Origin of the sequence: Pseudomonas sp. KSR10 (genome assembly GCF_022355455.1) — a bacterium.
In the GTDB taxonomy this organism is placed as follows: Bacteria; Pseudomonadota; Gammaproteobacteria; order Pseudomonadales; family Pseudomonadaceae; genus Stutzerimonas; species Stutzerimonas stutzeri_E.
Map to the genome: position 1 here is coordinate 112611 of NZ_JAKOEN010000023.1, position 24255 is coordinate 136865.

The 24255-nt window shown below is 62.6% G+C and carries 20 protein-coding genes; 15 read left to right on the forward strand and 5 right to left on the reverse strand.

Annotated elements, in window-relative coordinates:
• Nucleotides 1-24: 24 nt before the first annotated feature.
• Nucleotides 25-1998 (reverse strand): bifunctional tRNA (5-methylaminomethyl-2-thiouridine)(34)-methyltransferase MnmD/FAD-dependent 5-carboxymethylaminomethyl-2-thiouridine(34) oxidoreductase MnmC, encoded by a 1974-nt coding sequence (gene mnmC / locus MCB86_RS20180; RefSeq protein ID WP_239611988.1) that lies wholly within the window; start codon nt 1996-1998, stop codon nt 25-27.
• A 178-nt stretch (nt 1999-2176) separates the two neighbouring features.
• Here mnmC and pap point away from each other — a divergent pair, with 178 nt between their 5' ends.
• Nucleotides 2177-3658, forward strand: coding sequence for a polyphosphate:AMP phosphotransferase (gene pap / locus MCB86_RS20185; RefSeq protein WP_239611989.1), 1482 nt, complete (start codon nt 2177-2179; stop codon nt 3656-3658).
• Nucleotides 3659-3803: 145 nt separating this feature from the next.
• Nucleotides 3804-4988, forward strand: coding sequence for a thiolase family protein (locus MCB86_RS20190; RefSeq protein ID WP_239611990.1), 1185 nt, complete (start codon nt 3804-3806; stop codon nt 4986-4988).
• Nucleotides 4989-5068: 80 nt separating this feature from the next.
• Here the strand turns inward: MCB86_RS20190 and MCB86_RS20195 are convergent, their stop codons facing one another.
• Entirely contained in the window at nt 5069-6460 is a 1392-nt protein-coding gene (locus MCB86_RS20195; protein WP_045161732.1) for a class II fumarate hydratase, read from the reverse strand.
• A gap of 147 nt (nt 6461-6607) precedes the next feature.
• Between MCB86_RS20195 and MCB86_RS20200 the strand changes: the two genes are divergently transcribed.
• The 7 genes from MCB86_RS20200 to MCB86_RS20230 all read left to right on the forward strand — a co-directional run bounded on the left by MCB86_RS20200 (nt 6608) and on the right by MCB86_RS20230 (nt 14610).
• On the forward strand, nt 6608-7132 hold the full coding sequence (locus MCB86_RS20200; RefSeq protein ID WP_239611991.1) for a DUF2059 domain-containing protein: 525 nt from the start codon (nt 6608-6610) through the stop codon (nt 7130-7132).
• A gap of 15 nt (nt 7133-7147) precedes the next feature.
• The gene (locus tag MCB86_RS20205) at nt 7148-7447 is read left to right on the forward strand and encodes a BolA family protein (protein ID WP_045161387.1); all 300 of its coding nucleotides are present in this window, start codon (nt 7148-7150) and stop codon (nt 7445-7447) included.
• A 146-nt stretch (nt 7448-7593) separates the two neighbouring features.
• Nucleotides 7594-8529, forward strand: coding sequence for a rhodanese-related sulfurtransferase (locus tag MCB86_RS20210; protein WP_239611992.1), 936 nt, complete (start codon nt 7594-7596; stop codon nt 8527-8529).
• A 65-nt stretch (nt 8530-8594) separates the two neighbouring features.
• Nucleotides 8595-9227: a DsbA family protein gene (locus MCB86_RS20215; protein WP_239611993.1), complete on the forward strand. Its 633-nt coding sequence runs from the start codon at nt 8595-8597 to the stop codon at nt 9225-9227.
• A complete protein-coding gene (locus tag MCB86_RS20220; RefSeq protein WP_196298647.1) occupies nt 9211-11001 on the forward strand; it encodes an ABC transporter ATP-binding protein in 1791 nt (596 codons plus the stop codon). Before MCB86_RS20215 ends, MCB86_RS20220 begins: the two co-directional genes overlap by 17 nt.
• Nucleotides 11002-11161: 160 nt before the next feature.
• Nucleotides 11162-13111 carry a methyl-accepting chemotaxis protein gene (locus tag MCB86_RS20225; protein WP_045161392.1) on the forward strand — a complete coding sequence of 650 codons (1950 nt, stop codon included), beginning with the start codon at nt 11162-11164 and terminating at the stop codon, nt 13109-13111.
• A gap of 182 nt (nt 13112-13293) precedes the next feature.
• Nucleotides 13294-14610: an APC family permease gene (locus MCB86_RS20230; RefSeq protein WP_239611994.1), complete on the forward strand. Its 1317-nt coding sequence runs from the start codon at nt 13294-13296 to the stop codon at nt 14608-14610.
• Here MCB86_RS20230 and MCB86_RS20235 read toward each other — a convergent pair whose 3' ends face one another.
• On the reverse strand, nt 14611-15651 hold the full coding sequence (locus MCB86_RS20235; RefSeq protein WP_239611995.1) for a metal-dependent hydrolase: 1041 nt from the start codon (nt 15649-15651) through the stop codon (nt 14611-14613). It abuts the gene before it with no gap.
• A gap of 135 nt (nt 15652-15786) precedes the next feature.
• Between MCB86_RS20235 and arfB the strand changes: the two genes are divergently transcribed.
• Nucleotides 15787-16200, forward strand: coding sequence for an alternative ribosome rescue aminoacyl-tRNA hydrolase ArfB (gene arfB / locus MCB86_RS20240; protein ID WP_045161394.1), 414 nt, complete (start codon nt 15787-15789; stop codon nt 16198-16200).
• A 109-nt stretch (nt 16201-16309) separates the two neighbouring features.
• Here arfB and MCB86_RS20245 read toward each other — a convergent pair whose 3' ends face one another.
• Both MCB86_RS20245 and MCB86_RS20250 read right to left on the reverse strand, forming a co-directional pair.
• Nucleotides 16310-17620, reverse strand: a complete 1311-nt coding sequence (locus MCB86_RS20245; RefSeq protein ID WP_239611996.1) for an MFS transporter — start codon at nt 17618-17620, stop codon at nt 16310-16312.
• A gap of 281 nt (nt 17621-17901) precedes the next feature.
• Nucleotides 17902-18792, reverse strand: a complete 891-nt coding sequence (locus tag MCB86_RS20250; protein WP_239611997.1) for a LysR family transcriptional regulator — start codon at nt 18790-18792, stop codon at nt 17902-17904.
• Nucleotides 18793-18914: 122 nt separating this feature from the next.
• Here MCB86_RS20250 and MCB86_RS20255 point away from each other — a divergent pair, with 122 nt between their 5' ends.
• The 5 genes from MCB86_RS20255 to MCB86_RS20275 all read left to right on the forward strand — a co-directional run bounded on the left by MCB86_RS20255 (nt 18915) and on the right by MCB86_RS20275 (nt 24249).
• Nucleotides 18915-19736: a MaoC family dehydratase N-terminal domain-containing protein gene (locus tag MCB86_RS20255; RefSeq protein ID WP_045161397.1), complete on the forward strand. Its 822-nt coding sequence runs from the start codon at nt 18915-18917 to the stop codon at nt 19734-19736.
• Between the two features lie 132 nt (nt 19737-19868).
• Entirely contained in the window at nt 19869-21032 is a 1164-nt protein-coding gene (locus MCB86_RS20260; RefSeq protein ID WP_239611998.1) for an acyl-CoA dehydrogenase family protein, read from the forward strand.
• 120 nt (nt 21033-21152) lie between these two features.
• Entirely contained in the window at nt 21153-21569 is a 417-nt protein-coding gene (locus MCB86_RS20265; RefSeq protein WP_239611999.1) for a VOC family protein, read from the forward strand.
• Nucleotides 21566-22918, forward strand: coding sequence for an MmgE/PrpD family protein (locus tag MCB86_RS20270; RefSeq protein ID WP_239612000.1), 1353 nt, complete (start codon nt 21566-21568; stop codon nt 22916-22918). The genes MCB86_RS20265 and MCB86_RS20270 overlap by 4 nt, the downstream gene beginning before the upstream one ends.
• A 125-nt stretch (nt 22919-23043) precedes the next feature.
• Nucleotides 23044-24249, forward strand: a complete 1206-nt coding sequence (locus MCB86_RS20275) for a CaiB/BaiF CoA-transferase family protein (protein ID WP_045161402.1) — start codon at nt 23044-23046, stop codon at nt 24247-24249.
• The last annotated feature ends 6 nt before the right edge of the window (nt 24250-24255 follow it).

Here is a 24255-nt window from a genome sequence, read left to right on the forward strand (position 1 = left end):
GAGCGCGCGCCCGCTCAGGCCTGTTCACTCCGTCCGGCGGATGAGTTTGCGCAGCAGAAATCGGTTCGGATGGCAGGCCTCGGCGATGGTGCGTGGCACGGGCAGTGGTTCGCCATCGAGCCAGGCGGCCAGCAGTTCGCCGGCCAGCGGCGTGGTGATCACGCCGCGGGAGCCATGGGCGGTGTTGACGTAAAGGCCGTCCAGCCAAGGACAAGGCGTGTCGGGCACCTGGCGAGCATCCTTGCCCAGTACGGCGTAGGCATCGGCGAATGGTGCGGGATCGGCCAAAGGGCCGACGATCGGCAGATAGTCCGGGCTGGTGCAGCGGAAGGCTACGCGGCCGTGCAACTGATCGATCGGGCTGGCACCGGCCTGCAGGCGCTGACACAGATCGGCTGAAATTTCCTCGAGCATCTCCAGATTGGCGCGATGTTCCGCTTCGCTTGGCGCGGGATCGCTGTCGGCGAAATTGAAGCTCGCGCCCAGGGTGTGCATGCCGTTGCGCGGCGGGGCGACATAGCCCTTGGCGCAGAGCACAGTTTGCAATTCAGCGCTTTGCTCGGTCGCCGGCAGTCCGGTGATCTGACCGCGAATGCGCTTGAGCGGTAGCCAGGCGCTCTGGCTGAAGCGCGCCACGTCAGCTGCGCCGGCCAGCACCACCACCGGCGCTTCGGCCAGTATCTGTTCGCCGTCCAATGCCTGCCAGCAACCCTCTGCGCGGCGTAGTTCGACGGGGTGTCGATGCCGCAGCAGTTCGATGGCGGGTTGATCGAGCATCCACCGGCACAATGCCGGCGGGTGCGCCCAGCCAGCGTCGGGGTAGAACAGGCCGCCATGGTCCAGTGCCACTCCGGCCAGCCGCTCGGCTTCCGAGCGCTCGACGGCATGCAGCAGGCTGGGCGAAAAGGCGTCGGAGAGTGCGGTTTGTCGCGCGGCTTCCTTGTCGTCGAAAGCGATCTGCAATACGCCACAGGCGTCCCAATCCTGCCCTCGTTGCAGGTTGCGTAATAGCCGGCGTGTATAGCCGAAACCGCTGACCACCAATTGCGAAAGCGCCGTGCCGTGAGCCGATAGCTTGAGATAGAGCACCCCCTGAGGATTGCCAGAACCCTCCTGGGCGATATCGCCGTGTCGCTCCAGCACCGTGACCTGCCAACCCCGGGCCGCCAGACTGGCGGCGCTCGCGCAGCCAGCCAGTCCGGCACCGATGACCAGAGCCCTGCGTTGTGCCGGTTTGTACGAGGGGCGCGCGAACCAGGGCTTGTCCGGTTCTTGCGATACCGCGATGACGTGGCCTTGCAGGCTTTCCCATTTTTGGCCGAAACCGGGGATTCGCTCGATCTCGAAGCCGGCATTCTTCAACGCCCGACGCACGCTACCGGCGCTGGTGAAGGTCGCTAACGTCGCGCCCGGGGCCGACAGCCGCGCCAGTTGGGTAAATAGTGGGGGTTGCCACATGTCCGGGTTTTTGGCCGGGGCGAAGCCATCGAGAAACCAGGCATCGATCTGGGCATCCAACGCGCTCAGGCACTCGAGTGCATCGCCCACCAGCAAGGTCAGCACCACCCGGCCGAAGCGAAACTGCTGAAAGCCCGGGTTGATCGCCACGTACTGATCCAGTAGTTGCCGCGTCTGCGTCTGCAGCTCGGGCCACAGGCCCAGGGCGCGCTGAAGGTCGTCGGGTGCGAGAGGGTGCTTTTCGGCGCTGACGAAATGCAGCTTGGTTCCCGCTGGCGCGGTACGCTCGAACAGCGCCCAGGCACAGAGAAAATTCAGTCCTGTGCCGAAACCTGTTTCGCCGATGACGAATCCTTCCCCGGCCTGCAGCGCGGCGAAACGCTCGGCAAGTCGGTTTGGCTGCAGGAATACATGTGTGGTTTCTGCCATGCCGGAGGTGCGTGAAAAGTACACATCGCCATACAGGCGCGATTGCGGCTGGCCGTTCTCATCCCAATCGAGCTCGGCGGGCTGGAAGCCGGGAGTGTCAGGGGCGGGCATCAGGCGGTTCCTAGGAAGGATGCGAAAGGCGCGATTCTAGCAGTGGCGGGAAACCCATTGCGGGTACGCTTTGTCGCATCGATATACGATGCTTTATTGGATGACGGGCTGTAAGTCGCTTGGCTGCGTCTTCCGAACAGAGCCCTTCGGGGTTGCTGCAGTCATTTTGGAGAACACGATGTTCGAGTCCGCGGAAATCGGCCACACCATCGACAAGGCGACCTATAACGCGGAAGTGCCCGCCCTGCGCGAAGCATTGCTCGAAGCCCAATATCGGCTGCGGGAGCAGGCGCGCTTTCCAGTGCTGATCCTGATCAACGGCATCGAAGGGGCGGGCAAGGGTGAGACGATCAAGCTGCTCAATGAATGGATGGACCCGCGCTTGATCCGCGTCGACAGCTTCGATGTGCCGACCGATGAAGAACTCTCGCATCCGCCAGCTTGGCGTTATTGGCGCCGTTTGCCGCCGAAGGGACAAACCGGCATTTTCTTCGGTAACTGGTATAGCAAGATGATCGAGGATCGGGTTCACGGTCGGATCAAGAAGCCCGATCTCGAACTGGCGATCGACCGGGCCCAGCGTTTTGAACGCATGCTCTGCAAAGAGGGCATGCTGATCTTCAAGTTCTGGTTTCACCTGTCCAAGGACCGCATGCGTCAGCGCCTCGATTCGCTCAAGGACGACCCCTTGCATAGCTGGCGAATCAGCCCGTTGGATTGGCAACAATCGAAGACCTACGACCGGTTCGTCAAATACGGTGAGCTGATCCTGCGCCGTAGCAGTCGGGACTTTGCGCCCTGGTACGTCATCGAGGGCAGCGACGAGCGTTATCGTAGCCTGACCGCGGGGCGGTTGCTGCTCGAAGGCCTCAATGCCGCGCTGGATGCGGCCGCTCAGCAGCCCGTGCAGCCACACACCGCGCCGGTCGAGCTGAACATCGATCGGTTGGGCCTGCTCCGTAGTCTCGATCTCGATCAGAAGCTCGACAAGGAGGCGTACAAGGAACAGCTGGTAGAAGAACAGGCACGCCTTTCCCGGCTGCTACGCGATCATCGCCTGCGCAAGCGCGGCGTGCTGGCACTGTTCGAGGGCCACGATGCTGCGGGCAAGGGCAGCGCCATCCGTCGTGTCACCGGCGCGTTGGATCCGCGCCTGTATCGCACGGTGCAGATCGCGGCGCCCAGCGAGGACGAGCGTGCCCAGCCGTGGTTGTGGCGATTCTGGCGTAACGTGCCGGCGCGCGGGCAATTCACCATCTTCGACCGGTCCTGGTACGGCAGGGTATTGGTCGAGCGGGTCGAAGACTTTTGCTCGCCGGACGAATGGTTGCGTGCCTACAGCGAAATCAACGATTTCGAAGAGCAACTGGTGGAGGCTGGCGTGGTGGTGGTGAAGTTCTGGCTGTCGATCGACAAGGAGACGCAGCTGGAGCGTTTCAAGGCGCGCGAGAAGACCCCGCACAAACGCTTCAAGATCACCGAGGAGGACTGGCGCAATCGGGACAAATGGGACGACTACGGCCATGCGGTGGCGGACATGGTCGACCGCACCAGTACCGAAATCGCGCCTTGGACGATGGTGGAGGCCAACGACAAGCGCTTCGCCCGGGTCAAGGTATTGCGCACCCTCAATGACGCGCTGGAAGCCGCGATCCGCTGAGCGGGCGGCGAGCGGGGCGCACGATGGTCGACCATATCCCCGCTGAATGGTCGTCGCCTTCGGCAAATGGCTGGAACTATGCTCGGGCCATCGTCAACAGGCCGGCCGCAGTCGTCGCGGTCCGCCCAACCATTCGAGGTATGCCATGCGTGAAGTAGTGATCGTCGACAGCGTACGGACCGGCCTGGCCAAGTCCTTCCGCGGCAAGTTCAACATGACCCGCCCTGATGACATGGCGGCGCATTGTGTCAATGCACTGCTGTCGCGCAACGGCCTGGACCCCAAGCTGGTCGAGGACTGCATCGTCGGGGCCGGCTCCAACGAAGGCGCGCAGGGCTACAACATCGGCCGCAACGTCGCGGTTCTGTCGAATCTGGGCATTCAATGCGCCGGTATGACGCTCAACCGGTTCTGCTCGTCCGGCCTGCAATCGATCGCCATCGCCGCCAACCAGATCGCCTCAGGCTGCAGTGACATCATCGTCGCCGGTGGGGTCGAATCGATCACCATGACGGCCAAGAGCAAGAACACCGACAACCTGTACAACCCGATCCTGCAGGAGCGGGTGCCGGGGCTGTACCACAGTATGGGCCAGACCGCCGAAATGGTCGCGCGTCGCTACAACGTGACCCGCGAGCAGCAAGACCTCTATTCGTTGCAGAGCCAGCAGCGCACCGCACGCGCCCAGGCGGAAGGGCTGTTCCAGGACGAAATCGTGCCGATGAACGTCCGTTATTTCACCGAGGACAAGAACACCGGCGAGCGCACCGAGCACGAGGGTGTGGTCGATCGCGACGACTGCAACCGCCCGGATACCACCCTCGAAAGCCTGTCAGGCCTCAAGCCGGTGTTTGCTGACGACGGATCGGTGACGGCTGGCAACGCCTCGCAACTGTCGGATGGCGCATCGATGACGATGGTGATGAGCCTGGACAAGGCCCTCGAACTCGGCCTCAAACCTCGCGCGTTCTTCCGCGGCTTCACCGTGGCCGGCTGCGAGCCGGAAGAAATGGGCATCGGCCCGGTCTTCTCGGTGCCGCGTCTGCTCAAGGCGCGCGGCCTGCAAGTCAGCGATATCGACCTTTGGGAGCTCAACGAAGCCTTCGCCTCGCAGTGCCTGTATTGCCGCGACACGCTGGAAATCGACAACGCGAAGTTCAACGTCAACGGCGGCTCGATCTCCATTGGCCACCCGTTCGGCATGACGGGTTCGCGCACCACTGGCCATCTCATCCGCGAATTGCAGCGCCGCAACCTGCGTTACGGCGTGGTGACCATGTGCGTTGGCGGGGGCATGGGCGCTTCGGGCCTGTTCGAAGCGGTGCGCTGAGTCTTCTCCGCAAGCGCCAACAAAAAACCCGCGCCAGATAGCGCGGGTTTTTTATGGCTGATCGGCTCGCTGGTCAGCGTCTAGCTGCGACTGGATTCCAGCATGGTTTCCGGGCGCACCCACTGATCGAACTCTTCGTCTGTGAGATAGCCTAGCGCCAACGCAGCTTCGCGCAACGTGGTCCCTTCACCGTAAGCCTTTTTGGCGATCTCGGCTGCCTTGTCGTAACCGATATGCGGGTTCAGCGCGGTCACCAGCATCAGCCCACGCTCCAGATGCTCGGCCATGCGCGCGGCGTCCGGCTCCATTCCGACGATGCAGTGCGTATTGAAGTTGCGGCAACCGTCGGCCAGCAGCCGGATCGACTCGAGCAGGTTGTGCACGATCACCGGTTTGAACACGTTGAGCTGCAGATGCCCCTGGCTGGCGGCGAAGCCCACCGTCACGTCATTGCCCATCACCTGACAGGCGAGCATCGACAACGCTTCGCACTGGGTCGGATTGACTTTGCCCGGCATGATCGAGCTGCCCGGCTCGTTGGCGGGCAGCCGCACTTCAGCGAAACCGCCGCGTGGGCCCGAGCCCAGCAACCGCAGGTCGTTGGCGATCTTCATCAACGCGGTGGCCAAGGTTTTCAGCGCGCCGGAGAGAGCGACCAGCGGTTCATGCCCGGCCAACGCGGCGAACTTGTTTGGCGCTGAGACGAAGGGCAGGCCCGACAGTGCGGCCAGCTCGGCGGCGATCGCTTCGGCAAACCCGTGCGGCGCGTTAAGCCCGGTGCCGACAGCCGTGCCGCCCTGGGCTAGCTCGAACACTGCGGGCAGGGCGTGGCGAATCGCCTGCTCGGCGATATCCAGCTGGGCGACGAAGGCCGACAGCTCTTGACCGAAGGTCACCGGTGTCGCGTCCATCATGTGCGTGCGGCCGGTCTTGACCAACTGGCCGTGCCGCGCCGCCTGCTCGGCGATACCGCCAGACAGCTCGGCGATGGCCGGCAGCAGGTCGTGATGGACGGCCCGCGCGATGGCGATGTGCATGGCGGTCGGGAAGCAGTCGTTGGAGCTTTGCGCGCGATTGACGTGGTCGTTGGGATGCACCGGGCTCTTGCCTCCACGCGCTCCGCCGGCGAGCTCATTGGCGCGTCCGGCGATCACCTCATTGACGTTCATGTTGCTCTGGGTACCGCTGCCGGTCTGCCAGACCACCAGTGGAAACTGGTCGTCGTGCTGGCCATGGAGCACCTCATCGGCCGCCTGCTCGATCAGGCGTGCGATATCCGGCGGCAGATCACCGATACGGTCGTTGACCCGCGCCGCAGCCTTCTTGATCAATGCCAGCGCGTGGCATACGGCAAGTGGCATTCGCTGATCACCGATGGCGAAGTTGATCAGTGAACGCTGTGTCTGTGCGCCCCAGTAAGCCTGTTCCGGTACTTCTACAGGGCCTAGGCTATCGGTTTCGGTGCGTGTCATGCCGTACTCCATCTATGAGGTCTTCCTGTTAGGTCGTCAGCTGATGGCACTGGTTCAATGGGTAGCCTGACTGTTCCTTGAGCGATTGGAACTCCGCGCGCAGAATGTGTCCATTGAGTTCATCCATCGTTCGGCAAGGATCATCCAATGCGCGCTCTTCATACTTCCGGGCTTCGTGCCTTCGGCCTTTGTGGCGTCCTGTCGATCACACTGCTCGTGGGGCATGCCAGCGCTGACAGCCGCAGCCATGCGGCTCAGGCTGAGCGCTTTCTCGAACTGGTCAATGCCGATCGTATCGCGGTACCGGTATACGCCCAGGTTCAGCAGATGTTCGCCGAGCGGTTCGCCCAGACCCAGGCGCCGGAAAGCAAACGAGGGTTGCTGGAAAGTTACCAGTCCAAGGCCGACGCGGCGCTGGATAAGGCGATCGGCTGGGAAGAGGTCAAACCTGATCTGGTGGCACTGTACACCGAGACGTTCAGCGAGCCGGAGCTCACTCGATTGAATGAATTCTACGAATCCGAACTGGGCAAGAAGATGCTTACGCAGCTGCCGCAGCTCAACGCGCGTTCGGCGCAGGTGACCCAGACCAAGCTGCAGAATGCCGTGCCCCAAGTGAACAAATTGCTGGCTGAAATGACAGCCGAACTCGATACCCAGAAGAAGCCTTGAGGGAGCCTGTCAGGCATGTCCAAACTATTCGTCATTGAAAATACCCTGCAGGCAGCCCTGCAGCCCATGTATCTGCAGGTGCTGGATGAAAGCCACATGCACAGCCGTGGGCAGGAGACGCACTACAAGGCGGTGATCGTCAGCGAGCAATTCGCCGGCCTCAATGCGGTCAAGCGCCATCAGAAGGCATACGCCGCCATGGGCGAACTGATGCAGCAGATCCACGCGCTCGCGCTGCACACCTATACCCCCGAGGAGTGGGCGAAGCAGGGCGCAGCACCGGACTCTCCGGTCTGCGCCGGTGGACACAAATAAGCGCTGAGCAACCCACCTGGCTTTCGCTTGGTGCCTGATGCGTGTTTATTGATAGAATGCGCGCCGCGCCGGCTCACGCCGGCGTTGTCGTTTTCGCATTCCCGGTCCGCCCTTTACGTGGGTGACCACTGGAGGAAATTCCCCGCATGACCCAGAACATCGTCGTCGCGGCGCTGTACAAGTTCGTCTCCCTGCCGGACTACGTCGCGTTGCGTGAGCCCTTGCTCGAAACCCTCAATGCCAATGGCATCAAGGGTACTTTGCTGCTCGCCGAAGAAGGCATCAACGGCACGGTTTCCGGTACCCGCGAAGGTATCGATGCGCTACTCGCCTGGTTTCGCACCGATGTGCGCCTGGCTGACATCGACCACAAGGAATCCTATTGCGACGAACAGCCGTTCTATCGCACCAAGGTCAAGCTGAAGAAGGAAATCGTCACCCTCGGCGTGGAGGGCGTCGACCCCAATCAGCGTGTTGGCACCTACGTCGAGCCGCGGGACTGGAACGCACTGATCGACGACCCCGAAGTGCTGCTGATCGACACTCGCAATGACTACGAAGTGGCCATCGGCACGTTCGAAGGCGCGATCGATCCACAGACCAAATCCTTCCGTGAATTCCCCGACTACATCAAGGCGCACTACGACCCGACCAAGCACAAAAAGGTCGCGATGTTCTGCACTGGCGGCATTCGCTGCGAGAAGGCCTCCAGCTACATGCTGGGCGAAGGGTTCGAGGAGGTTTATCACCTCAAGGGCGGCATCCTTAAATACCTCGAAGAAGTGCCGCAGGAGGAGACGCGCTGGCGTGGCGACTGCTTCGTGTTCGATAACCGCGTGACCGTGCGCCACGACCTCAGCGAGGGTGATTTCGACCAGTGCCATGCCTGTCGCACACCGATATCGCTGGAGGACCGGCAATCGGAGCACTACGCTCCAGGTATCAGCTGCCCGCATTGCTGGAATACGCTCAGCGAGAAGACGCGCACCAGCGCGCGCGAGCGGCAGAAGCAGATCGAACTGGCGCTCAAGCGCAATCAGCCGCACCCGATCGGCCACAACTACCGCGAACAAGGCGCGTAGCCAAAGCCGCTTGGGCCAGATGACGGTGCGCAGTTTGCGCTCCACCCGATAGAACCGGAGCCCCTATGCGCACTCGACTGATCTATGTGATGGACCCGATGTGCTCCTGGTGCTGGGGCTTCGCGCCGGTGGTGCAGGCGTTGATTGCCCAGGCGCAGGCTCAGGGGGTCGGTGCCGATCTGGTGGTCGGCGGCCTGCGCCAGGAGCGCATCGCCATGGATCAGGCCGGCCGTGAACGCACCCTGTCCTATTGGCAGGCGGTGCACGAAGCGAGCGGGCAGCCGTTCAACTTCGATGCGGGGCTGCCGGACGGTCTGGTCTACGACACCGAGCCCGCCTGCCGAGCGCTTGTGGCGGCGCGCAGTCTCGATCCGCAGCTGGTCTGGCCACTCGTTGGGCTGATTCAACGGGCGTTTTATGTCGACGGGCGCAACGTCACGATGCCGCCGGAATTGGTTGATCTGGCTGAGGCGGCAGGCATACCCCGTATCGAGTTCGCCGACCGTTTCGACTCTCAGGCGGTGCGCGATGCCACGGCGGCTGACTTCGACTGGGCGCGGAACCTCGGCATCGCCGGCTTCCCGACCTTGCTTGCCGAGCACAACGGTCAGCTGGCGCTGTTGACCAATGGCTTCCAGCCGCTCGACGTGCTGTCACCTCTGCTGGCGCGTTGGCTGGACCATAACGCCCATGCCTGATCAGCTCAGTTGGGCGGAGATCCGCCGTCTCGCGCTGCATCATCGCAAGGCGCTGATCCTCGCCAATCTAGTTGCTGTGTTGGCAACGCTGTGCAGTGTGCCGATTCCCTTGCTGTTGCCGCTGCTGGTCGACGAGGTGCTGCTGGGGCAGGGCGATACGGCGCTGCAGATAATGGACAGGTTTCTGCCGACGGGCTGGCAGACGGCGATTGGCTATATCGGCCTGATGCTCTGCGCGACGCTGCTGCTGCGGGCCTCGGCGTTGATTTTCAACGTGCTGCAGGCGCGATTATTCGCGCGGCTGTCGAAGGACCTGGTCTACCGCATTCGGGTGCGGTTGATCGAACGGCTCAAACGTATCGCGCTGAGCGAGTATGAAAGCCTTGGCGGCGGGACGGTCGCCGCGCATCTGGTCACTGATCTGGAGACCATCGACAAATTCATCGGCGAGACCCTCAGCCGGCTGCTGGTAGCGCTGCTTTCAATTGCCGGTACGGCGGCGATCCTGCTCTGGATGCACTGGCAACTGGCGCTGCTGATCCTGCTGTTCAATCCGCTGGTGATCTACGCCACGGTGCAACTGGGTAAACGCGTCAAACACCTGAAGAAGCTGGAGAACGACAGCACCTCACTGTTTACCCAAGCGCTCACCGAAACCCTGGATGCAATCCAGGAAGTGCGGGCCGGTAATCGCCAGGGTTTCTTTCTTGGCCGGCTTGGGCTGCGCGCGCGTGAAGTGCGCGACTACGCCGTGGCCTCGCAATGGAAGACCGACGCCTCCAACCGCGCCAGTGGCCTGCTGTTCCAGTTCGGCATCGACATTTTCCGTGCCGCGGCGATGCTCACCGTGTTGTTTTCCGACCTGTCGATCGGCCAGATGCTGGCGGTGTTCAGCTACCTCTGGTTCATGATCGGGCCGGTGGAACAGTTGCTCAATCTGCAATACGCCTTCTATGCCGCCGGCGGCGCGCTCAGCCGCATCAATCAGCTGCTGGCACGTGCCGATGAACCCCAATATGTCGGCGGACAGGACCCGTTCGTGGGGCGGGACACCGTTGACATCGACGTTCGTGGGCTGCGCTTCTCCTATCAGGACGAACCGGTACTCGAAGGTCTGGACCTTTCGATCGCCGCGGGTGAAAAGGTCGCCATCGTCGGCGCCAGCGGTGGCGGAAAAAGCACCTTGGTGCAGCTGCTGCTGGGCCTGTATCAGCCGCAAGCGGGACAGATCTGTTTTGCTGGAATCGATATCAAGCACATCGGCCTGGGTACGGTACGCGACAATGTTGCGGTGGTGCTGCAGCACCCTGCGCTGTTCAACGACACGGTGCGCGCCAATCTGCTGATGGGGCGCGAACGCGACGATCAGGCTTGCTGGCAGGCGCTGGAGATCGCGCAACTGGCCGAAACCATCCGTCAGTTGCCGGCGGGGCTCGACAGCATTGTCGGTCGTTCCGGCGTGCGCCTGTCAGGTGGCCAGCGGCAACGGCTGGCGGTGGCACGGATGGTGTTGGCTGAGCCCAAAGTGGTGATTCTCGACGAGGCGACCTCCGCCCTGGATGCCGCCACCGAATATGCGCTGCATCAGGAGCTGAACCGTTTTCTGCAAGGGCGCACCACTTTGATCATCGCCCATCGCCTATCTGCGGTGAAGCAGGCCGACCGCGTCTTGGTGTTCGATGGTGGCCGCATCGCCGAGCAGGGCGACCATCTGCAGCTGATCGCCGACGGCGGGCTTTACGCCAAGCTTTATGGGCATCTGCAACAGCACTGAATGGGTGTTCCTGAAAACCACTGCACGTTCTGGCGATTAGATGGACTGATAGCTGGCTATTGGCTATCGACGCCTGGTTAAATCGCGCTGTTTTCGCGCTCAACTTTGGTCGATCACGGCCGACTTCATGACGTGCGCGTATTTTCAAGGGAATTCTCTGATGCAGTCTGTCGATATATTCACCAACCTTTCCGTGGGCAAAAAGTTGCTGTTCGGCTTTGCCATGGTGCTGCTGCTGACCCTGGGCGTCGCCGGTACCGGTTTCTTCGCCGTGGATTCGATTCTGATCCGCTCTTCTCAGACGAATCAGCTCGCCGCCATCAACGCCGCGATCCTCGCTGCGCGCGGTCAGGAGCGTGATTACGCCCTGACCCGCAGTGACGCATCCGCTGCGGCGCTGCGCGCCACGCTGGACCAGCTCAATCAACGGTTGGATGGGCTTTCCGCGATTTCTGATACTGACGAGCAGGCGTTGCTGCAGCGGATTCGAAGCGATGCAGCAGACTACGCTCAGCAATTCGACAACTATCGCGCGCTGATCGGCAAGGGCGTCGAGTTGCGCGGGAGCATGGGCGATGCCGCGCAGAAGAGTCGCGAGGAGTTCGAATACATCGAGCTGGACATGTACGACGCGGTCCGGGTGCTGCGCCTTGAAGGCGATCATCTGAAGGGCAGCGACCCGTTGACCCTTGCTGAAGCCGCTTCCGGCTTGACCAAGCGCATCCTCGATCTGCGCACATTCGAGAACGTTTTCCTCAGCAATAACGCCCAGGAGGCCGTCGATAGCTGGAACGAGACCTACGGCGATGTGACCAGGACCGGCGAAGGGCTGAAGACGTGGCTCAACGACGATCAGAAAGCCACCATGGATGGCGCACTCGCAGCGCTCGCCGCCTACGAACGGGCCTTTGCCGAGTTCCGTCGCAACCGCTCCGAGAGGATCGCCCTGGAAGGCACCATGGTCGCTCAGGCGCAGCGTGTGCTGGATACCGCCGACCAGGCTTTGGCGGGTGCCAACGAAGCGATGCAGGCTCAGCGCACCAGCGCTTACTTGCTGCTTGCAGTGATCACTGCCTTGGCCGTGATTCTCGGGCTGGGAGCGGCTATCGCCATCTCCCGCATGATCGTCCTGCCGCTACGCTACACCGTGCAGCTGGCGCAACGGGTCGCCGACGGCGATCTCACGCAGTCGGCTAAGGTCACGCGCCGCGATGAGCTTGGGCAGCTGCAGCAAACCATGTACGCCATGACGGAAAGTCTGCGTACCTTGATCGGCCGCATCGGCGGCAGCGTAGGGCAGATCGCCTCCGCCGCCGAGCAGCTGTCGGCGGTCACGGCGCAAACCAGTGTCGGTGTACAGAAGCAGCGTGAAGAGACGGATCAGGTCGCGACGGCGATGCATCAAATGGCCGCGACCGTGCAGGAAGTGGCACAAAATGCCGAGCAGGCGTCGTTGGCGGCACGTCAGGCTGATCAACAGGCTCGCCAGGGAGATCTGGTCGTCAAGGAAGCCATCGGCCAGATCGACAGCCTGTCCGGCGAAGTGGAGCATTCCGCGCATGCCATCGAAGAGTTGAACACCGAGAGTGGGCGCATCGGCAGTGTGCTCGAGGTGATTCGCGCGGTTGCCGAACAGACCAACTTGCTGGCGTTGAACGCGGCGATCGAAGCCGCCCGCGCAGGTGAGCAAGGCCGCGGCTTCGCCGTGGTGGCCGACGAGGTGCGCGCCTTGGCCCGTCGTACGCATGACTCCACCGAAGAGATCGAAGGCCTGATCGGCAATCTGCAGCGGGTCGCGCAGAAGGCCGTGGAGCAGATGCAGACCAGCCGTGAGCTGACCCAGCGTACTGTTGAATTGGCCAGCGAAGCCGGTATCGCACTCGGTCGTATCACCGACTCGGTGTCCACCATCGAGCAGATGAACCAGCAGATCGCCGCGGCGTCCGAGGAGCAGAGTGCGGTGGCCGAAAACATCACCGAGAGCGTAACCCGTGTGCGCGATATTGGTGAGCAGAGTGCCAGCGGTAGCGAGCAGACCGCTGGCGCCAGCGCCGAGCTGGCGCGTCTCGGTGTCGAACTGCAGGGAATGGTGGCGCGTTTCCGTACCTGATATCCGCGTCTTGTTGCAGCGAGGCCCCGATCATGTCGGGGCTTCGTCGTTTATGGCGCTGAACTCCTTCGAGGCTCCACCTATCTAGAACAGGAACGCGGCCCTGGTCGCACGCTGTGGAGATGCTCGATGAAGGTCGCGTCATTCCTCGCTGTCCGTTCCGGCGCCGGAGCGATCAGCCCATGAAAATCACTGCACGGGCCGCTGGCGAGTCTCGTCTGAAACAGGCGATCACCGGGCCGGCGCTGTTTCTGTTCATTCTCGGGGATGTCTTGGGCGCTGGCGTCTACGCGCTGGTGGGCAAGATTGCCGGCGAAGCGGGGGGCGCGGTCTGGGTGCCATTGCTGGTCGCCTTGGGGTTCGCGATGCTGACCGCGGCGTCTTACGCAGAACTGGTCAGCAAATACCCGAAAGCCGGTGGCGCAGCGGTGTTCGTGGAGCGCGCATTCGCCAAGCCGCTGCTGTCCTTTCTCGTGGGTTTCTGCATGCTCGCGGCTGGGGTGACCAGCGCCGCCGGGTTGTCTCTGGCGTTTGCTGGCGATTATCTGGGTGCCTTCGTCGATACACCGGCGGTGCCCACCGCACTGGCGTTCCTGGCCATCGTCGCGTTGCTCAATGCGCGTGGCATCAAGGAGTCGTTGGGGGCCAACGCGGTGATGACCGTCATCGAGGTGTCGGGCCTGTTGTTCGTCGTGGTACTGGCCGGCCGTTTCCTTTTGGGCGGGCAAGGTGAGCCGTCGCGCGTAGTGGAATTTACGCCCGGTGTTTCGCCTGCCATTGCCGTACTGGGGGCGGCGCTGATCGCGTTCTATTCGTTCGTCGGTTTCGAGGTGTCCGCCAATGTCGCCGAAGAGGTCAAAGACGTTCGGCGCAACTATCCTCGTGCCTTGTTCGGCGCGCTCCTGGCGGCCGGGCTGGTCTACATGGGCGTCGGCATGGCCGCGACGGCAGTGCTTTCCCCGGCAACGCTGGCCGATTCATCCGCGCCTTTGCTGGACGTGGTACGAGCCACCGGTTATGCCGTGCCGGATTGGCTCTTCGCGGCCGTGGCGCTGGTGGCCGTTGCCAACGGCGCGCTGCTGACCATGATCATGTCCAGCCGTTTGGCCTATGGTATGGCCGACGAAGGGCTGCTGCCTGCGCCGCTGACCCGCGTTCTGCCAAAGCGGCGCACGCCCTGGCTGGCGATAATGGGAACGACCTTGCTGGCCATGCTTCTCACCGTGACCGGTACGCTGACGGCACTCGCCGAGACCGTGGTGCTGTTGCTGCTGTTCGTCTTCATGAGCACCAATGTGGCGGTGCTGGTGCTGCGCAAGGACAAGATCGCCGAGCCGCATTTTCGCACCCCGACCGTCCTGCCCCTGTTGGCGATCCTTTCCTGTGTGCTGCTGTTGTCCCAGCAAAGCGCGGGTACCTGGCTGCGTGCTGGGCTGTTGATGGCGCTTGGCGCCTCGCTCTACGGGATCGGCCACTGGCAGAAGAGGCGTCGACGCTAGTCAATGCCGATTCAGTTCCGCGGCCCACTCGGCCAACGGCAGCGCGGGTTGCTGCTGCCATATACGTTGCCAGATCAGCTCGAGCCGGCTCATATCGCCGCGCTCGGCGGGCAGCCGCTCGACGAAGGGGATCAACTGCCAGTCTTCGCCGCTGCGCTCGGCGAGGGCGAAGCGAAAGGGGTGAAAGCCGGTCATGCCGAGCCGTAGATCGGTCACCAGCAACTGACCGTCGATCTCGTCGTAACGCAGTACGCCGCCAGTGAACCACTGCAGCCGGGCATGTTGCGGCGAATCGCGCAGGACGTCGGCGAGCCGCGCGTCACGGTCGATGCGCACCAGCTCTGGCGGCTGGTCGTCGAACCAGCTCACCAGCGCTTCGTAGTAGTCGTCATCCTGGATGATGATCACGCGCCAGAGCAGGCTGTTGAACGGCGTGGGCGCGCTGTACAGCTGGTTCGCCTGGAGACCGTGACTGGCCATCGTCTTTTCCAAGCGCTGCTCGGCCATCTGTTTGCCGGCTAGCGTGAAGGCCAGATACAGCGACGTCACGACCAAGGCCAGGACAGGCACGCGAGGGCTGTGGCCCTTCAAACCGACGATCGCCCCGGCCAGCACCGCCAGCAGCAGGGGCACGCTGTACATCGGATCGATGATGAACACGCTGGACCAGGCCACCGGCGGCGTGGTCAACGGCCAGAACAGCTGGGTGCCGTAGCTGGTGAAGGCATCGAGCAGGACATGGGTCACCAGCACCAGCCAGACCGTTAGAAACAGGCGCATGCCGCTGTAGCCCGGGTCGGGTCGTATTCGCCGGGCCAGCCAGGTTAATGCGACGGCGAGCAGGCTGAGAACGAACAGCGAGTGGCTGAAGCCCCGGTGATAGGTCATGTCGGCGACGGCATCACCGTAGTCGATCACCACGTCCAGGTCGGGCAGCGTGCCCAGTACTGCGCCATACAGCAGTGCCTTGCGGCCCTGCCAACGGCCAAGCAACGACGCTTGAACGGTGGCACCGAGAAGGGCCTGGGTAATCGAGTCCATGCGGGTTTCCATCGGCTGTGAGCACGCTACAGTAGCCGAACCGGCCCACTTGCAGCGGCTCAAAATCTTATAAAAACATGTCCGTGCGGCTTGGCTGATGGACAATACCCGCTCACCTCAACCAGCGATGGGCCGATGCTCGAGATATCCAACAGCGTGCAGCTAGCCGACAGCGAGATCGAACTGACCGCCATTCGCGCCCAAGGCGCGGGTGGGCAAAACGTCAACAAAGTCTCCAGCGCATTGCACCTGCGCTTCGATATCAACGCGTCCTCGTTGCCCGATTTCTATAAGGAACGCCTGCTGGCGTTGCGTGACAGCCGGATAACCGGGGACGGCGTCATCGTCATCAAGGCGCAGCAGTACCGCACCCAGGAGCAGAACCGCGCCGATGCCTTGGAGCGCCTCGCGGAACTGATCCGCAGCGTGGCGAAAGTCGAAAAGGCGCGGCGCCCGACGCGGCCGACGCTGGGCTCGAAAAAGCGCCGTCTCGAAGGCAAGAGCAAGCGCGGCGCGATCAAGGCCGGGCGCGGCAAGGTGGATTTCTAAAAGGAGCCGGCATTGTGGGCAGGCGCGGCGTGTGGGTACCTGCGGTTTGCCAGGATGGTGGCCTGGCGCTAACCGTCCGGGTACCGGCTGGCGCTGGCCTCGCCGTCATTCAATGGGTGCCGGTGCGTGGCTCGACGATGGTTTCCTCGGGCAGGTCGTCGTCGATGTCCGACTCGGTGGCTGCGGTCTCGGTGGTATCGCCGTCCGGAGTGTCCGGCATCAGCTCCAGCACCGTGTGGCTGGTACGCAGCATCGGTGTGAAGTGACCGTGCGGCTCGGTCACCAGATCGAACACCCGGCGTGAGCGGAAGTAGGAATAGATAGCCAGGAACGCCAGGGTCACGGCGAAGAATACCGGCAGCGCCTTGGGCCCGAAAACGCTCATCAAGCCACCAGCGACCACCGGACCGAAGGCGGCACCGAAGCCGTTGGCCAGCAGCAAGCCACTGGAGCCGGAGAGAATTTCGTCCGGGTGCAACTGGTCGACCATCTGCGCCACGGCAATGGAATAGATCGAAAAAGCCAGGCCGCCCCAGAGAAACATCATCCCCAACAGCAACGGGCCGGACGTCAGGGGTGTGATCAGGCCGCCGAGGATCGCGGCGATGGCCACGACCCAGAGCAGCACCAGGCGACGGTCATGTTTGTCGGAAAACAGCCCGATCGGCCATTGCAGCACGGCGCCCCCGAGGATGGTCACGCTCATCAGCAGGCCCACTCCGGATGCATCGAAACCGCTTTGCGATGCATAGACCGGTGCCAGTCCCCAGAAGCCGCCCAGGGTCAGTCCCGAGACCCCGGCAGCCATTAGGGGGAGTGGGGCGATTCGTGCCAGTTGCAGCAGGTCGGTAGCCGGCATGTCCGGTTGCGCGGGTTGCGCCTGGCGGGTCAGGGTGATCGGCATCAACGCAGCGCAAATGAGGATGGCCGCCAGCGCGAACAGGGTGAAATTCATCGGGCTGTCGAGGCTCAACAGCTGCTGGGCGGCAGCCAGCGCACCGAGGTTGACGGCCATGTACAAGGCGAATACCTGGCCGCGTTTTTCGCCACTGACCTGGGCGTTGAGCCAGCTCTCGATGACCATGTACAGCGTGACCAGGGCTACGCCATAGAGCAGGCGCAACACCAGCCACACCCAAGGATTGACGATCAGCACGTGCATCAGCACGGCGACCGATGCCAGGGCCGCGTAGAAGGCGAAGGTACGAATGTGGCCGACGCGGCGGATCAACGACGGTGCGAGCCAGGTGCCGACGAGGAAGCCGGCGAAGTACCCCGACATCAGCAGACCAATCATTCCGGTGGAATAACCCTCGGCGATGCCGCGCAGCGTTAGCAGCGTGTTCAGCAGTCCGTGGCCGAGCAGTAGTAATGCAACGCCGCCCAGCAGCGAGCTGATGGGGGCAAACAAGGACGTCATGGCAAACAACCCTAAGCAAAAAATCCGTGAGGGCAGGCGGCCCGGCCAGGGCAGCTTGCCGTTATAAGCTTCTGAAAAACCTCGGCTAATCCATCATTGATGGTTTCAACGCATGCAGCTTGGGCAGCGCTTTTGTCCGAGGATTCAACACGAGGCGCATTTTCCAGCGAAGCGCCTCAAACCGTTACGTCGATCGCGTCCAGCTTGCTGTCCCACGGTCGCAATTGCGGCTGGGTGCAGGTCCAGACTCGCCGTTGATGCGTAAAGCTTGGCTCAAACTTTCAGCTTTGTCCTGGTAGAAGCGTTGCGATTAGCGCACGAACGCTTCCCGGCAGGGCGTCTAGATCGCGAACCAGGATGCTGCGCTCGCGGATGGCCCAGGGTTCGTCGAGCTCGATCAGCGCCAGTTGCATGGTGCGGCTGTGACGGCGCGCGGACGATTCCGGAATGATACCGACACCGACTCCCGCCTCGATCATCCGGCACACAGCCTCGAAACTGGAGAGCTGGATGCGCAGTGAAAGGGTGCCGCCGAGCTTCTCTACCTGATCCCGAAGAAAGGCCAGTAATGTGCTGCCTTCATGAAGCCCAATGTGCTGATAGCTCAGCGTCTGTCGCAGCGTGACCCGTTTTTCCACCGCCAGCGGATGTCCGAGTGGCACCGCCAGCAGCAGACGGTCAGTGCTGAAATGCAGAATCTGTAAGCCTTCAGCCTGTACCGGCCCGGCAATGATGCCCATGTCCGTGCTGCCATCGAGCACGCCACGCACGATGTCACGGCTCAGCCGTTCCTGCAGGTCGACGGTTACACCGGGGCGCTGCGAGAGAAAACCGGCCAGTATCTCGGGTAGAAACTCGGTGACCGCCGTGGTATTGGCGAAGATACGGATATGCCCAGTCGAATCGGTGCTGTACTCGGTGAATTCGCTCTTGAGATACTCCACCTGGCGCATGATCAGCCGGGCGTGTTGCAGCAGCTTGTGTCCGGCTGGCGTCAGTTCGACGCCCCGGCTGTCGCGATAGAGCAGACGGCTTTCCAGCTGACCTTCCAACGCTTTGATACGCGCGCTGGCGGCCGCCGGTGACAGGTGTGCGCGCCGCGCGCCCTGAGTCAGGCTAGGCGACTCGGCGATATGGATAAACAGGCGAAGATCGGCCAGATCGAAGTGCATTTTGAGGGACTCGGCGAAAGTTCGGCGTTCAGCATAGCCGAACGGTGGTTTTGTTAAATGCAGATTCTCGGAACGCCAGCTGAGTTGCATGCTACGGCGAAACAAGACAGCCGGAGCCGGTAATGACCGATGTAAATGCCTGGGTAGGCCGTACCGAAGAAGTGCACGACCAACTCAGCCGCAATCTGCTGATGCGCATTGCCGCGACTCTGGGAGAGCCGACTCCGGCCCATGGCGAGCCGCTGCCGGCGCTGTGGCAATGGTGTTTTTTTCAGGAACCGGTTGTTGAAAGCGGCCTTGGCGAGGACGGTCATCCGGCAAGAGGGGGCTTCCTGCCGCCGGCTGACAACCGCAATCGCATGTGGGCCGGTGGCCGTGTCGAGTTCATCGAACCACTCGCGGCGGGTGCCGAAGCCACGCGTGTATCCACCATCAAACAGGTCGAGGAGAAGCAGGGTCGCACCGGCGCGCTGCTGTTCGTCACTGTGCAGCACGACTATCTACAGGACGGGCGGCTGGCAATCCGGGAAGAGCAGGACATCGTCTACCGCGAACCCAGTCCGCCGAAGACCCGCAGCGGCGAGCCGATGGTAGCCGGCGATTGGCGTGAGGCGGTGACGCCGACGCCGACGCTGCTGTTCCGCTATTCGGCCGTTACCTTCAACGGCCACCGCATTCATTACGACTGGCCTTATGTCACCGAAGCCGAAGGTTATTCGGGGCTGGTCGTGCATGGCCCGCTGATCGCCACACTGAGTTTGCGTGCGTTCTGTCGCGCTCATCCAGAGGCACGTCTCAAGCGCTTTTCCTATCGCGGTCTGCGTCCGTTGATCGCACCACATCCTTTCGAAGTGGGCGGGCGCATCGTCGCGCCGGGCAAGGCCGAACTCTGGGCCGGCGATCACAAGGGCCTGGCGCAAAAAGCCGACGTGGAATTCGACTGAGTAACGAATCGTAGGGTGGATCGGGACGCGCAGTCGTCGCTTTTTACATCCACCGAAGGCCCTGGGCAGTGGATCGGTAAAGCGTGATCCACCCTCCGTCTGCCGCGACAACCAGAAGTAGTGAGAACCGAGATGACGCCGAACAAGAGCGAAGAACTGAATTTCATCCGTGAAGGCGTACGCGCACTCTGCGCCGAGTTCACGGCTGAATACTGGCGCAAGATCGACGAGCAGAAGGGCTTCCCGGAAGCCTTCGTCAGCGCCCTGACCGAAGCAGGCTGGCTGTCGGCGATGATCCCGGAAGAATATGGTGGCTCGGGGCTTGGCCTGGCCGAAGCCTCGGTCATCCTTGAAGAAGTGAACCGTTGCGGCGGCAACTCCGGCACCGTGCATGGGCAGATGTACAACATGTTCACTCTGCTACGAAACGGCAGCGATGAGCAGAGGCGTTACTACCTGCCCAAGCTGGCCAGCGGCGAGCTGCGCCTGCAGTCGATGGGCGTCACCGAACCCACCACCGGTACCGACACCACCAAGATCAAGACCACCGCGGTGCGCCAAGGCGACAAGTACGTGATCAACGGCCAGAAGGTCTGGATCTCACGCGTACAGCATTCGGATCTGATGATCCTGCTGGCGCGCACTACGCCGCTGGCCGAGGTGAAGAAGAAATCCGAGGGCATGTCGATCTTCCTGGTCGATCTGCGCGAGGCCATCGGCAACGGCCTGACCGTCCAGCCGATCGCCAACATGGTCAACCATGAGACCAACGAGCTGTTCTTCGACAATCTGGAGATTCCCGCCAGCAGCCTGATTGGCGAAGAGGGCAAGGGCTTTCGCTATATCCTCGACGGGCTCAACGCCGAGCGCACCCTGATCGCCGCTGAGTGCATCGGTGACGGTCGTTGGTTCATCGAGAAATCCGCCGCTTACGCTCGCGATCGGGTGGTCTTCGGCCGGCCAATCGGGCAAAACCAGGGCGTGCAGTTCCCCATCGCCGAGGCGCATATCGAGATCGAGGCCGCTGACCTGATGCGCTGGCGCGCCTGCGAGGAATATGACGCCGGGCTCAACGCCGGAGCGGCGGCGAACATGGCCAAGTACCTGGCGGCGAAAGCCAGCTGGGAGGCGGCCAACGCCTGCCTGCAGACCCACGGTGGATTCGGCTTTGCCAATGAATACGACGTCGAGCGCAAGTTTCGCGAGACCCGGCTGTACCAGGTGGCGCCGATTTCCACCAATCTGATCCTGTCTTACGTGGCCGAGCATCTGCTCGAACTGCCACGCTCGTTTTAACCGAGCCGAACGTAGGGTGGAAAACGGCGAAGCCTTTTCCACGCGTTTCGAACAGGCGACACGGTGGCGGAAAAGGCCTTACGACCATTTCCGCCAGAGGGCACGCGAAGGAGTCATGCCATGCAAATCGACCACCTCGACCATCTGGTCCTCACCGTCGCCGATATCGATGCGATTGTGGACTTCTACAGCCGCGTGCTCGGTATGCAGGCGCTGACCTTCGGCGAAGGCCGCAAGGCGCTCGCTTTCGGCCAGCAGAAGATCAACCTTCACCAGGCCGGGCGCGAGTTCGAACCCAAGGCGGAACGGCCCACCCCTGGATCAGCGGATCTCTGTTTCATCGTCGCCACGCCGGTGGATGCAGTTGTTGCTCACCTCGAACGCCAGGGCGTAACGATCGTCGAGGGTCCGGTGCAGCGCACCGGCGCAACCGGGCCTATCCGCTCGGTATATGTGCGCGATCCCGATCTCAATCTCATCGAGCTATCCAACCGACTGGCCAATTCCTCGACCAACCCACTGGAGGCTGCGTCATGAGTCAGCATACCCAGGCGCTCACCGAATTCCTTGCCGGGCTGCGCTACGAGCAAATTCCCGATGCGGTGCTGGCGCGCACCGAAGACCTATTCCTCGACTGGTTCGGTTCAGCACTGGCCAGCGCGGGCTCGCATCCGATTCCGTTGTTCGAGCGTTATGCTGCCTGCATGGGCCCGGCTGATGGCCCGGCACGGATCTTCGTCAATCGCCGCGGCAGTTCTGCCTATTTCGCCGCACTGGTGAACGGGGCCAGCTCGCACCTCGTCGAGCAGGACGACCTGCACAACAGCTCGGTGCTGCACCCGGCAACGGTGGTGTTTCCCGCTGCACTGGCCGCCGCCCAGGATCTCGGCAAGTCCGGCCGCGAGCTGCTGCTGGCGTCGATCGCAGGCTACGAAGCCGGTATTCGCATCGGTGAGTTCCTCGGTCGCTCGCACTACCGGATCTTCCACACCACCGCGACCGTCGGCACCCTTGCGGCGGCCGTGGCAGTGGGCAAGCTGCTGAATTTCGATCAGCGACAGTTCAACCACCTGCTAGGAAGCGCCGGCACCCAGGCCGCCGGGCTCTGGGAGTTCCTCCGTGATGCTGCCGACTCCAAACAGCTGCATACGGCCAAGGCGGCCGCTGACGGTCTGCTGGCCGCCTACCTGACCGCCGACGGCCTGACGGGGGCGCAGGACATCCTCGAAGGCGAGCAGGGAATGGGGGCCGGAATGTCCAGCGATGCCGACCCGAGCAAGCTGTCGGACCGCCTCGGCACGCGCTGGGCGCTGGCGGAAACCTCCTTCAAATATCACGCCTCGTGCCGTCATACCCATCCGGCCGCCGATGCTTTGCTAGAGCTGATGCAGCGAGAAGGGCTCAAGGCAGAGGACATCGCCAGCGTCACCACCCGCGTGCATCAGGGTGCTATCGACGTGCTCGGCCGAGTGGTGGTGCCGCAGACGGTGCACCAGGCCAAGTTCAGCATGGGCACCGTGCTCGGATTGATTGCCCTGTACGGCAAGGCCGGGCTGACCGAATTCCATACTCACGCGCTCAGCGACACGCGTGTCGGCGAGTTTCGCGAGAAGGTTTCGATGCTGCTCGATCCCGAAGTCGATGGTGCCTATCCGTCGCGCTGGCTAGGCCGCGTGACGGTGCAGACCACGGACGGCCGCACCCTGAACGGGGCGATCGACGAACCCAAGGGCGATCCGGGAAACACCCTCAGCCGCGACGAGCTGGAAGACAAGTTTCGCCACCTGGTGCAGTTCTCCGGTGCGCGAAGCGATGACGAGGCGGGCGTGCTGATCGACAAGGTCTGGCGGCTGCGCGAGCTGCAGCGGCTGGACGCGCTGGCCTGAATCGTAGGGTGGGTGATGGCGAGGCCTCACCCACCAGTGCAGCGCCAGCTTCGCAGAGAATTGAACCGACGCGTGGAAAAGGCTTCGCCGTTTTCCACCCTACGCCGAATTTGCAGGAACCGAACATGAACGACACCCAAGCCAAACCCCGCCCACTCGATGGCATCACCGTGGTTAGCCTCGAGCACGCCATTGCCGCGCCGTTCTGTACGCGTCAATTGGCGGACCTGGGTGCTCGGGTGATCAAGATCGAGCGTCCAGGGGCTGGAGATTTCGCCCGTGGTTACGACGAACGCGTCGATGGCCTGGCCTCACATTTCGTCTGGACCAACCGCTCCAAGGAAAGCCTAACGCTCGATGTGAAACAGGATGCTGCCGGCGAGGTTCTCGAACAACTGTTGAACAATGCTGATGTGTTGGTGCAAAACCTCGCACCTGGCGCTGCGGCGCGCATGGGACTGTCGTTCGAATCCTTGCACGAGCGCTTTCCACGGCTGATCGTCTGCGACATCTCCGGCTACGGCGAAGGCGGCCCTTACGAACAGAAGAAGGCCTACGACCTGCTGATCCAGAGTGAGGGGGGATTTCTCTCGGTCACGGGTGGCCCAGGCGAGACCGAGATGGCCAAGGCCGGTTGTTCAATCGCCGACATCGCCGCCGGCATGTATGCCTACACCGGGGTGCTGTCGGCATTGATGCTGCGTGACAAGACGGGCGAGGGCAGCCGGGTGGATGTGAGCATGCTGGAAAGCCTGGTGGAATGGATGGGCTACCCCTTGTACTACGCCTACGACGGCGCACCGCCGCCACCGCGTGCCGGTGCCGCCCACGCCACCATCTATCCCTACGGACCGTTCCCCGCCGGGGATGGCGGTACCGTGATGCTTGGCCTGCAGAACGAGCGCGAATGGCAGATGTTCTGCGACAAGGTACTGCTGCGCCCTGAACTGGCCGTCGACGAGCGCTTTTCCGCCAATTTCAAGCGTTCGGAAAACCGCTCGGCGCTGCGCACGATCATTGTCGAGACGTTCTCGTCCTTGAGTGCCGAACAGGTGATCGAGCGCCTCGAGGCGGCTTCCATCGCCAACGCCCACGTCAATGACATGGCGAGCGTCTGGGCGCATCCGCAGCTCAAGGCCCGTCAGCGTTGGAGCGAGGTGGAAAGCCCGTCCGGGCGGTTGCCGGCGCTCCTGCCGCCGGGTCGCAATACCGCATTCACGCCGCGCATGGATCCGATTCCCGCGCTCGGCCAGCACACCGATGCACTGCTCGCCGAACTCGGCTATGCGCCAGCCGATATCCAGCGACTCCATGAGCAGGGTGCGGTGTAGCGCTGC